10 protein-coding genes are annotated in these 10,881 nt (G+C 39.0%); 7 read left to right on the top strand and 3 right to left on the bottom strand.

Translation table 11 applies throughout. The annotated features are described in order from the left end of the window. The first annotated feature begins 3 nt into the window (after positions 1–3). From acpS to C0J00_RS08320, 5 genes are all read left to right on the top strand, one after another. Positions 4–402 carry a holo-ACP synthase gene (acpS, locus tag C0J00_RS08340; protein WP_104968427.1) on the top strand — a complete coding sequence of 133 codons (399 nt, stop codon included), beginning with the start codon at positions 4–6 and terminating at the stop codon, positions 400–402. Beyond that, positions 392–1,492, top strand: coding sequence for an alanine racemase (gene alr, locus C0J00_RS08335; RefSeq protein WP_104968426.1), 1,101 nt, complete (start codon positions 392–394; stop codon positions 1,490–1,492). Before acpS ends, alr begins: the two co-directional genes overlap by 11 nt. A gap of 88 nt (positions 1,493–1,580) precedes the next feature. After that, entirely contained in the window at positions 1,581–3,596 is a 2,016-nt protein-coding gene (recG, locus tag C0J00_RS08330) for an ATP-dependent DNA helicase RecG (RefSeq protein WP_104968425.1), read from the top strand. A gap of 109 nt (positions 3,597–3,705) precedes the next feature. Beyond that, positions 3,706–4,521, top strand: coding sequence for a Cof-type HAD-IIB family hydrolase (locus C0J00_RS08325; RefSeq protein ID WP_104968424.1), 816 nt, complete (start codon positions 3,706–3,708; stop codon positions 4,519–4,521). Then, the gene (locus C0J00_RS08320) at positions 4,490–5,326 is read left to right on the top strand and encodes a Cof-type HAD-IIB family hydrolase (protein WP_104968423.1); all 837 of its coding nucleotides are present in this window, start codon (positions 4,490–4,492) and stop codon (positions 5,324–5,326) included. Before C0J00_RS08325 ends, C0J00_RS08320 begins: the two co-directional genes overlap by 32 nt. A 38-nt stretch (positions 5,327–5,364) precedes the next feature. On the opposite strand, the gene C0J00_RS08315 is transcribed toward C0J00_RS08320, so the two are convergent. Beyond that, positions 5,365–5,922 carry a TetR/AcrR family transcriptional regulator gene (locus C0J00_RS08315; protein WP_104968422.1) on the bottom strand — a complete coding sequence of 186 codons (558 nt, stop codon included), beginning with the start codon at positions 5,920–5,922 and terminating at the stop codon, positions 5,365–5,367. A 119-nt stretch (positions 5,923–6,041) separates the two neighbouring features. On the opposite strand from C0J00_RS08315, the gene C0J00_RS08310 reads away from it, so the two are divergent. Next, on the top strand, positions 6,042–6,887 hold the full coding sequence (locus C0J00_RS08310) for a DegV family protein (protein ID WP_104968421.1): 846 nt from the start codon (positions 6,042–6,044) through the stop codon (positions 6,885–6,887). A 346-nt stretch (positions 6,888–7,233) separates the two neighbouring features. Here the strand turns inward: C0J00_RS08310 and C0J00_RS08305 are convergent, their stop codons facing one another. Next, the gene (locus C0J00_RS08305; protein WP_104968420.1) at positions 7,234–8,676 is read right to left on the bottom strand and encodes a TrkH family potassium uptake protein; all 1,443 of its coding nucleotides are present in this window, start codon (positions 8,674–8,676) and stop codon (positions 7,234–7,236) included. After that, positions 8,669–10,033 carry a Trk system potassium transporter TrkA gene (gene trkA, locus C0J00_RS08300; RefSeq protein ID WP_104968419.1) on the bottom strand — a complete coding sequence of 455 codons (1,365 nt, stop codon included), beginning with the start codon at positions 10,031–10,033 and terminating at the stop codon, positions 8,669–8,671. The genes C0J00_RS08305 and trkA overlap by 8 nt, the downstream gene beginning before the upstream one ends. Positions 10,034–10,296: 263 nt before the next feature. Here trkA and trmL point away from each other — a divergent pair, with 263 nt between their 5' ends. Further along, positions 10,297–10,833: a tRNA (uridine(34)/cytosine(34)/5-carboxymethylaminomethyluridine(34)-2'-O)-methyltransferase TrmL gene (trmL, locus tag C0J00_RS08295; RefSeq protein ID WP_199773995.1), complete on the top strand. Its 537-nt coding sequence runs from the start codon at positions 10,297–10,299 to the stop codon at positions 10,831–10,833. Positions 10,834–10,881: the final 48 nt, after the last annotated feature.

The following is a 10,881-nucleotide window of genomic DNA, read 5'->3' as shown; positions in this document are numbered from 1 at the left end:
GTAATGATAGTAGGACATGGCATAGATTTACAAGATATTTCAGCAATTGAAAGAGCCTATCACAAAAAAAATAGCTTTGCACAAAGAGTGCTAACATCGAAAGAGATAGCTATTTTTCATTCTCTAAAAGGAAAACGCCAGGTGGAATTTCTGGCTGGTCGCTGGTCAGCAAAGGAGGCATTTTCTAAAGCCTATGGAACGGGCATTGGAAAAATTTCCTTTCAAGATATTGAGATCCTATCAGATCAATTGGGAAAACCATACTTTAATCGTTCACCTTTTAAAGGTCGTAGTCATCTTTCTATTTCACATAGCAGTGGCTTTGTTCAAGCAAGTGTTATTTTAGAAAATACAACACCCTTGATGTCAGGTGAAAGATTGGAGGAGTCGAATGATTTCTAGTTTACATAGACCGACAAAAGCTATTATAGATTTAAAAGCTATTTCGAAGAATATACAGACAGTTGCCAATCATCTCCCAGATCAGGTTAAGGTATGGGCAGTGGTCAAAGCTAATGCTTATGGGCATGGAGCAGTTGCCGTTGCTCATCAGGTTGAAAGTCAGGTTGATGGTTTCTGCGTATCAAATGTTGACGAAGCTATCGAATTGCGCCAAGCTAGAGTAAAAAAACCGATCCTGGTTCTAGGAGTTGTTTTGCCTGAGGAAGTTTATCTAGCCAAAGATTATGGACTGACCCTGACTATAGCTAGCTTGGAATGGTTACATTTGGCTAAACAGTTAGGAACAAATTTATCAGGGATTACTTGTCATATCAAAATTGATTCTGGTATGGGACGAATTGGTGTCAGAAAACAAACGGATGCAGAAACATTGATTGCTGAACTAAAAGAGCAAGGTGTTTTTGTAGAAGGGATTTTCACTCATTTTGCGACCGCAGATGAAGCTGACCAAAGACAATTTGAGCAACAGCTAGATTTCTTCAATAACTTGGTGACATCCTTGGATCATTGTCCGCCAGTGGTTCATGCGAGTAATTCTGCAACTAGTATTTGGCATGCTGATACTGTTTTTAATGCTGTTCGTTTAGGTTTAGTCATTTATGGTCTTAACCCAAGTGGTAGGACTTTAGAAATGCCTTATCACATTGAGCCTGCACTGCGTTTAGAATCCGCTCTAGTCCAAGTCAAAGAAGTTCCGGCTGGTACAGCTGTTGGTTATGGAGGTACCTATCATTCTGAGCAAATCGAGTGGATTGGTACTCTTCCGATAGGTTATGCGGATGGTTGGACACGTGACATGCAAGGCTTTGACGTCTTAGTTGATGGTCAGTTTTGCCAAGTCGTTGGTCGGGTCTCTATGGACCAGACGACTATTCGTTTACCAAAGGAATACCCTCTAGGTACTAAGGTTATTTTAATAGGAAAAAGTGGTAATCAGTCGATTTCGGCAACCGATGTCGCTGAAAAGCGTGGGACGATTAATTATGAAGTGCTTTGTTTACTCAGCGATCGTGTACCAAGAGAATATTGAGTCTCTGGAATGCATTAACATTTTATGTCTAAAGGATTAAGAAAGATTGAAGGGAGCCAATTGAGGCTCCCTTTGTTATAATAGAGATATGAATTTACAATCACCAATTGCGGAATTAAAGGGATTTGGGCCCAAATCTGCAGAAAAATTTACCAAACTAGGCTTATATAAGATTGAAGATCTCTTTTTATACTACCCTTTTCGCTACGAGGATTTTAAAAGTCGGTCTGTTTTTGAACTTATGGACGGGGAGAAAGCTGTTATTACAGGTCAGGTAGTGACCCCAGCTAATGTTCAGTATTATGGTTTTAAACGCAATCGCCTCTCCTTTAAAATCAAACAAAATGAAGCGGTTATCGCAGTCAGTTTTTTCAATCAACCCTATCTAGCTGATAAGATTGAAATGGGAAGTGATATCGCTATTTTTGGAAAATGGGATGCCAAAAAATCAGCCTTGACAGGTATGAAGGTATTAGCCCAGGTAGAGGATGACATGCAACCAGTTTATCATGTTGCTCAAGGTGTTTCGCAAACTGCTCTGGTAAAAGCTATTAAGGCAGCCTTTGATAGCCAATTGTTAGCGTCTTTGAGGGAAAATTTACCCCAAGTCTTGCTAAAGAAATACCGTTTGATGAGCCGTCAAGAAGCGGTAGCAGCCATGCATTTTCCTAAGGATTTGGAAGCTTACAAGCAAGCTCTACGTCGGATTAAGTTTGAGGAACTCTTTTATTTTCAACTTAATTTGCAGGTTTTAAAAGCTGAGAATAAATCCGAAACCAACGGATTAGCCCTTGCTTTTGACCAAACGAAAGTTGATGACAAAGTGGCTAGTCTACCTTTTCCTTTGACGGGAGCACAGTCGCGAAGCTTAAACGAGATTTTAACTGATATGAGGTCAGGTGCTCATATGAATCGTCTCTTACAAGGAGACGTGGGTTCTGGGAAAACAGTTATTGCTAGTCTAGCCATGTATGCTAGTTATACAGCCGGCTACCAATCAGCACTCATGGTCCCAACTGAAATTCTAGCTGAACAGCACTTTTCTAGCTTGACAGAATTGTTCCCGGACCTTAACATTGCTCTTTTGACTTCTAGCATGAAAGCAGCTGTTAAGCGTGCGGCGCTTGAAGCAATCGCTGACGGTTCGGTGGATATGATTGTCGGGACTCATGCTCTTATTCAAGATGCTGTATCTTATCACAAACTAGGTCTGGTGATCACGGATGAGCAGCACCGCTTTGGTGTCAATCAGCGGCGTATTTTTCGTGAAAAAGGAGAAAATCCAGATGTTCTTATGATGACAGCGACCCCCATCCCAAGGACGCTTGCGATCACGACTTTTGGTGAGATGGATGTCTCGATCATTGATGAACTACCAGCAGGGCGTAAACCGATTGTGACCAAATGGGTCAAGCATGAGCAGCTGGATTCGGTCCTCACTTGGATGAAGGATGAGTTAACTCAAGGTGCTCAGGCCTATGTGATTTCTCCCTTAATTGAAGAGTCAGAGGCGCTTGATTTAAAAAACGCTGTTGCTTTACATGCTGAGTTGGCACAATTCTTTGGAGATAATTTCCGAGTGGACTTGATGCATGGGCGTATGAAAGCTGATGAAAAAGAGGCAACTATGCTGGACTTTAAAGCAGCTAAGAGTCAGGTATTGGTATCTACAACGGTTATCGAAGTTGGGGTTAATGTTCCAAATGCAACTATTATGATTATTATGGACGCAGACCGGTTTGGCCTTAGCCAATTACACCAACTCCGCGGGCGCGTCGGCCGTGGACACAAGCAATCCTATGCAGTTCTAGTTGCTAATCCTAAAAATGATACAGGAAAAGACCGTATGTTAGCCATGTGTGAGACCAATGATGGTTTTGTTTTGGCAGAAAAAGATTTGAAAATGCGTGGGTCAGGCGAAATTTTTGGAACTCGTCAATCTGGACTCCCTGAATTTAAAACGGCAGATATTGTAGAGGACTTCAATATTTTAGAAGAAGCCAGACGTATTTCTGCAGAGATTGTCAAAGATCCTAAATGGATGTTGGATCCAAGATGGGAAGTGCTCTTGACAGAATTAAAAAAAGAAGGCCAGTTTGATTAGAATGATAAAGAACTCGAAAGGGTTCTTTTTTGATGACAGGACTTACTTTTGATTTTATCAAAATTTTGCTATGCTAATAGTATGTGATGACATAGAAAAGAGGTTTAGGATGATCAAATTAATCGCTATCGATATGGACGGCACGCTCTTAGATAGCCAGAAGAAATTACCACAGGAAAATATTGACGCTATACAAGAAGCTGTCGCTGCAGGACTTAAAATTGTGATTTGTACGGGACGTTCCCAAGCAGGTGTCAAGCCTTACTTTGACCAGCTAGGACTTCATGAGGAAGAATACGTTATTTTGAATAATGGTTGTTCCTTGCACGAAACTCTCAACTGGTCAACCCTTTATGGACAAGCCTTGAGTGATTCTGATATGTTAGGGCTACAGTCTTACGTGGATGATAATTTAGAAGTTGATATGGTTTTGACAACCAATGGCGATTATTACTTCGTTGGAGAGAAAGCTTCGGATATTGCTCAAGCGGATGCCGATTCCGTTTTTACGACTTTAAAACCAATCGGAAAAGAAGCTATTTCAACGATTGAAGAGCCAGTCTACAATGCCATGTATGTGGGGAATCCAGAAGCCATTGATGCCTTTCAGAACCAACATGAAGAAGCTATTGTTAAGTGTTATACTGGTGTGCGCAGCCAAGACTTTCTCTATGAAGTTTTGCCTCAGCACTCTAACAAGGCGGCTGGTTTAGCAGAACTAGCCAAACGTTTAGAATTGGACCCTAGTCAAATCATGACCATCGGTGATGGGAATAATGATATTGAAATGCTGGATTTTTCAGGTTTGGCAGTCGCTATGGATAATGCGTCTGATACTGTTAAAGCCCACGCTGATAAAATTACCTTAACAAATGATCAAGCAGGAGTTGCCTATGCCATTAGAGAATTTGTCCTCAAAGCCTAAGATTAAATTGGTTGCTATTGATATGGATGGTACCCTTTTGGATGAAGCCAAACAGGTAACCGCTGAGAATAAAGAGGCTATTAAAAGAGCCCGTGAGGCTGGTGTGCATATTGTTATTTGTACAGGACGTCCTAAGTCAGGGATTTTACCTTATGCCGAGGAGCTTGGTTTAGATGAAGACTATGTTATTGCTAATAATGGTTCATGGCTTTTTAAGACCGATGACTGGTCTACTTTAGCCACGCACAGTCTTTCAAGACAGGCTTTGGAACATACTGTGAGTATTTTTGATAATGAGCCTGGGATTAATCTTGTCTTCTTTACTAAAGAAGCTAATTATGCCTTAGGACGAGCACTCTATCCAGCAGCTATTCGTGATGCAGAGATTGAGAATTCTAAACTCTATCATACCGATTTTCAATCCTTTTTAGACTTAGATCTTCCAGTTGCTGTTGCTGTTTTCATGGGAGAAGAGTCTGTCATGGATGCTTTTCAAGCTAAAGCAGATGCCTTGTTATCAAAAGAAGTAGCTACGGTTCGTAGTATGGACTATGCCTATGAAGCTCTACCGCAAGGAGTGGATAAGGGAAGAGGTTTGAAAGATTTAGCAGAAGGCTTGCAGCTATCTCCAGAAGAAATCATGGTACTGGGAGACGGCAATAATGATTTGGAAATGTTTGATTTTGCTGGTCTGGCTGTAGCTATGGATAATGCTTCAGATGAGGTTAAAGCGCGTGCTCATGCTATCACTTCCTCCAATCAAGAATCAGGAGTTGCCAAAGCGATTTATGATTATGTGATATAAAAAGAAGCTAGTTGTCCGACACAACTAGCTTTTAACTTTTAGACTAAAAGTGGTAAGTTCATGGCTGCCATTTCTTCTTCTGGAACAACCATTCCTTCGGTAATCCAACGCCCTAAGACAGATAGGACTGCCTGACTCCAAAAAGAATGACTATATTGGTTCTGTCTACTATTATTTGACTTCCTAAACTTACTCAAACGATTAATAATGATATCGTAAATCCACTGTAGTAGATTATACTTTAAGATAATGTTGAGAAGACGAGCATTTTCTTTAGCTTGTTTAAATAAATATAACCAAGCTTGATAACGTTCGGTTTGGAAGTTGAAACGTTGTAAACCTTTAACGACCTTTAGCGTTGCACGCTTAATCATTTTATGGAATAAAGCTTCCTTGTTTTGATAATGACGATAGAAGGCATTTCGGGAGACACCAGCTTTTTTGGTAAGCTCAGAAATGGAAATGGCGTGTAAAGGCTTTTCTTCCATAAGAAGTAACAGAGCTTCTTCAATAGCTTCTTTGGTGACTTGCTTAGCTTCTTTATTGGCTATTTGTAACGGCTTAAGAGAAGCAGTAGAGATAACTTTTTTAGCCATGACAAATCCTTTCTTTTTGTAACATCCGATGAAAAATTGGAATCAATTCAAGATGTTTAATGATATAATTTTATTATAAAATAGTTTGTATGTCAAAATAATGACTAAGGAGATAGAGTATGACTTGGAAAATTGTAGCAGATTCAGGCTGTGATTTGGTAACCTTACAAGGATTATCAGAGAATGTCTCTTTTGTGAGAGTGCCTTTAACGTTACAGATTGGAAGCCAATTATTTATAGATGATGACGGGTTGAACATTGAGGATATGCTTGAACTCCTCAAGGTAACAAAAGCGGCAGCTACTTCTGCTTGTCCTAGTCCAGATGCGTATATGAAAGCTTTTGAAGGGGCGGATAATATTTTAGTTATTACGATAACAGGAGGCCTATCTGGTAGTCAAAATAGTGCTCAAATAGCTAAAGAAATGTATTTAGAAGAAAATCCAAATACTAAGATTCACGTTATCGACAGCTTATCAGCAGGTGGCGAAATGGACTTGTTAGTTCACAAGATGGAGGAACTAATTGCTTCTGATTTAAGTTTTGAAGACGTTGTAGCTGAAATTGAGGCTTATCAAGAGAAAACGAAACTGATTTTTGTGCTTGCAAAGGTTGATAATCTGGTCAAAAATGGTCGTTTGAACAAGGTTCTTGGCAAGGTTATTGGACTCTTGAATATCCGGATGGTAGGAGAAGCCAATCCAGAAGGTAAGTTAGAACTGTTACAAAAGGCCAAAGGTCAGAAAAAGTCAGTGTCAGCTTCATATCAAGAAATGGTCAAAGCAGGTTATCAAGGTGGTTGTGTAGTAATAGCACACTGTTATAATGATAAAATCTGTCAACAACTTAGAGAAATGATTTTGCGAGACTATCCTGAAGCTGACGTGCAGATTGTTCCAACCTCTGGGCTTTGTAGTTTTTATGCAGAAGAGGGTGGTATCTTGATGGGCTATGAAGCTTTTTAACATAAAAGGTGCCAGCAACGATGATTGATAACGACCCCTTGCTGTTTATATCAAGAGGTTTAGAAGCCTTAGCTCTCTATACAGTTTACACAGTCTAAGAGTGCGTTTTGAGATGTTAAAGAGTAAACGAAGTTTTCTGCTATCATTAAAGTTGTAAGAGATGATGATCTTCGTCGGTTAAGAACGGACTTGTTAGTAATGAATTGTTTTTCTCTAGCTAGCCTCTGGGAGTTGTAGACTAGAATCATGGAGATTTATTAAAGTTATATTCATAAAAAAATAAGGCTTGGAAATGTAACCAAGCCTTATTATATTGTTGATTGATCCGTATTTGATTTATCAAGTGTTAATATTTTGACCAAGTGCGTTTTAAGAACAGAAGAAGCATAGGGTAGATTTCTAAACGCCCCGCAATCATGGCTAGACTCATGAGTAGCTTTGAGAATGGACTAAAGATATCGAAGGTTTCAGCAGTTCCTAACATTGGACCAATATTATTAAAAGTCGATGCGGCTGCGCTAACGACGACCATAAAGTCTTTTTGATGATCAATGCTTAAACAAAAGAGCAAACAAACAAACATGATAATATAAATAGCCAAGTATTTTAGGACACTGTGTTGTGTTTCCTTATCGATAATATTTTCACCGATATGAAGAGACATGATGCGGCGTGGATAAAGTGTTCTTAGCACTTCATTTTTAACAATTTTAGAAATGATTAGGGCTCTAATGACCTTAAATCCACCAGCAGTCGAACCTGCTGAACCTCCTAGAAACATCAATAAGAGGAGAATAAATTGTGCTAATAGTGGCCAAGCTGTTAAGTCTGTAATTCCAAAACCAGTTGTGGTAATCACGTTTGTTACTTGGAAGAAAGAAAAACTAACTGTTTGATTGATATTAGTGTAGAGGTGACTGACATTTAAGATGATTACTATTGTGGCAACAAGAATTATCCCTAAATAGAGACGCAGTTCAGTATCTTTAAAGAAGAGCTTGAACTTTCTCATCAATATCAAATAATATAGATTGAAATTAATTCCGAAAAGCATCACACCAAAAGCAACAACATAGGTAATGAGTGGGTTATTATAGTGAGCAATAGAGTCGTTGTATACTCCGAAACCACCAGTACCGGCCCCTCCCATTGCAGTAATAATGCTATCAAACAGTGGCATACCGCATAGCCATAAAATGAGCGTGAAAACAAGGAACATGCCCATGTAGATAAAATATAAGATTTGAGCCGTATTTTTTAGTTTCGCAACGACTTTACCAAAGACAGGACCAGGAACTTCAGCTCTCATAACTTCATGATGACCGTTTTTACTATTGCTCATGATAGCAAGTGCAAAAACCAACACCCCCATTCCTCCGATTAAATGGGTAAAACTTCGCCAAAAAAGAAGGGAGTGAGATAAAACAGAAACATCTGGTAAGATGGTTGCCCCAGTTGTTGTAAAGCCTGAACTAACCTCAAAGAAAGCATCTATTATGCTTGGGATTTGACCTGAAAACACAAAGGGAAGCGCTCCAAAGAAAGACCAGAATACCCAGCAGAGTGCAACGATCAACATTCCTTCTTTGGTATAAATATGATGGTTCTGCGGTTTTGACCAACTTCCGAGGCCGCCTAAACATAATAGTAATCCAATCGTATAGAGAATACTTAACTTGATAGACCAATCTTCTTGATAGATGACAGATATGACTAATGGAACTAAGAGCAATCCCGCCTCGATAATGAGGAGTTTTGACAATAAAAAACGGACCATTGCTCTATTCATGACGAGACCCCTTCATTAAATCATGGATTTTGGTAATATTTTTTAGCAAGGTAATCACAACAATCTTATCGCCAACTTCAAGAATGTCTTCACCAGTTGGGTAGATAGTTCTCCCTTTGCGGATGATAGCGGCAATCAAGACATTATCTTTTAATTTGATGTTGGATAATTGTTGCCCTGCCATCTTGTTTTTATCCCGAACTTCAAATTGAAGGGTTTCAATACGACCGTTTGCTACATGATGCATGGCATCCAAGTTAGAGTCTTGGGCATTATCGCGTCCACGAACAAAATGCATGACTGCATCAGCAGCGATACTTTTTGGAGTAACAATACTAGAAGATACAAAGTTATGGTCAATAATTTCGAGGAGACTAGTCCGATTGATCTTGGTAATATTTTTTTGTACCCCAACTTTTTCCAAGAAAAGTGAAGCAATAATGTTCTCTTCATCTACCCCTGTCAAGGTAGCAACGGCATCGTAGCTCGCAGCGCTTTCTTCTAAAAGTACATCTTTAGCTGTTCCATCTCCAACAACAATGTTGAGATGGGGGAATTCTTGACTTAGCCATTGAGCGTGCTTTTCATCACGCTCAATCACTTTTAAGTTAATTTTGTTGTTTCGTAACAGCGAAAGTAGGTAGTAGGCGATACGACCTGCACCTATAATCATCATATTTTTGATGAGTTTATGTTTAACAAAATTATGGAAAAGTACCATTTCCACACGGCTTCCTGTCACAAAAATACGGTCGCCTGGTAAAATACGATCATTGCCATCAGGGATTAGAATGGTATCTTGTCTTTGGATAGCACAAATAACGATGTTTCCAAATTTTCGACGGAATTCCGAAAGTGACATATGACTTAGGACGCTTTGATCAGAAACAGAAAACTCCATAAGCATGACACGCCCATTGACGAAATGCTCTACGGATTTAGCATTAGGAAAGTCAATGCTGTTTGCGATATAGCGTGCAGTCAAAAGTTCAGGATTAATCACTAAAGAAAATCCTAAGAAATTCCGTTCTTTAAAATAAGTATTTGAGTACTCAGGGTTACGGACACGAACAATAGTATCTTTGGCCCCCATTTGTTTAGCAAGAACAGCTGAGATCATATTGACTTCATCCTTATCTGTCATTGCAATGAAAATATCGCAATCCTGAATGTCAGCTTGTTCTAAAATTTTATGATTGGCACCATTACCAAGTAGTCCAATGATATCGTATCGTTTGGTGAGATGTTTTAAGACACTCTCTTTTTGCTCAATCAAAACGACATCGTGATTTTCTTCAACTAGCGAACGGCAAAGGGCAGCACCAACTTTACCACCACCGACTAGAATTATTCGCATGATTTTCCTCCATAACAATTACATCCTATAATACCCTTTTTTTGTCAAAAAAGCATCTTAGTAAAGGGATTTTATCATAAATTTAAGAAAAAATAGTTGACACTAGTGATGAAAGTGTTATACTTACTATTAAGCTATTCGTTGGTTTAAATCAAACCTGTTATGATTTAAGGTAACGAGTCAACACCAACCACGCTATCTGCTGAGCTTGACTCCGGGTAGCGTGGTTATTTTTATGGGCAAAATCAAGGAGAGAGTAGATGATGACAGAAATGAATCATAAAAAGCAGTCAACTGGACGTAATCATATCGTGCTTTTTCAACCACAAATTCCGCAAAACACTGGCAATATTGCCAGAACTTGTGCAGCGACAAATAGTCCACTACATATTATTAAGCCGATGGGCTTCCCTATTGATGATAAAAAAATGAAACGTGCAGGTCTGGACTATTGGGATAAATTGGATATTTATTACTATGACTCTATAGAAGAATTTATGGAAAAGCGAAATGGTCCTGTTTATCTGATTTCTAAATTTGCGGACCAGACATATTCGGATGTCGATTATAATCAGCCTATCAATCAATACTTTATGTTTGGACGAGAAGATACTGGTTTGCCAGAAGATTTTATGAGAGAAAATGCTGAAAAAGCTTTGCGAATTCCTATGAATGATGAGCACGTTAGAAGTCTGAATGTTTCTAATACTGTTTGTATGATTGTCTATGAAGCGCTTCGTCAGCAAGATTTTCAAGGTTTAGAAAAAACACATACGTATAACAATGATAAATTAAAATAGCTTGTTTAATTTTATTAAAGTATTTAAAGTCATTACGAACAGTGGTAT

Origin of the sequence: Streptococcus pluranimalium (genome assembly GCF_002953735.1) — a bacterium.
GTDB lineage: Bacteria > Bacillota > Bacilli > Lactobacillales > Streptococcaceae > Streptococcus > Streptococcus pluranimalium.
The sequence above is the reverse complement of the archived record's forward strand: the minus strand, read 5'-3'. Positions and strand labels throughout refer to the sequence as shown.

Coding starts and splice junctions, on each gene's coding strand:
- acpS (WP_104968427.1), top strand. CDS start 4: ATGATAGTAGGACATGGCATAGATTTACAAGATATTTCAGCAATTGAA.
- alr (WP_104968426.1), top strand. CDS start 392: ATGATTTCTAGTTTACATAGACCGACAAAAGCTATTATAGATTTAAAA.
- recG (WP_104968425.1), top strand. CDS start 1,581: ATGAATTTACAATCACCAATTGCGGAATTAAAGGGATTTGGGCCCAAA.
- C0J00_RS08325 (WP_104968424.1), top strand. CDS start 3,706: ATGATCAAATTAATCGCTATCGATATGGACGGCACGCTCTTAGATAGC.
- C0J00_RS08320 (WP_104968423.1), top strand. CDS start 4,490: ATGCCATTAGAGAATTTGTCCTCAAAGCCTAAGATTAAATTGGTTGCT.
- C0J00_RS08315 (WP_104968422.1), bottom strand. CDS start 5,922: ATGGCTAAAAAAGTTATCTCTACTGCTTCTCTTAAGCCGTTACAAATA.
- C0J00_RS08310 (WP_104968421.1), top strand. CDS start 6,042: ATGACTTGGAAAATTGTAGCAGATTCAGGCTGTGATTTGGTAACCTTA.
- C0J00_RS08305 (WP_104968420.1), bottom strand. CDS start 8,676: ATGAATAGAGCAATGGTCCGTTTTTTATTGTCAAAACTCCTCATTATC.
- trkA (WP_104968419.1), bottom strand. CDS start 10,033: ATGCGAATAATTCTAGTCGGTGGTGGTAAAGTTGGTGCTGCCCTTTGC.
- trmL (WP_199773995.1), top strand. CDS start 10,297: ATGACAGAAATGAATCATAAAAAGCAGTCAACTGGACGTAATCATATC.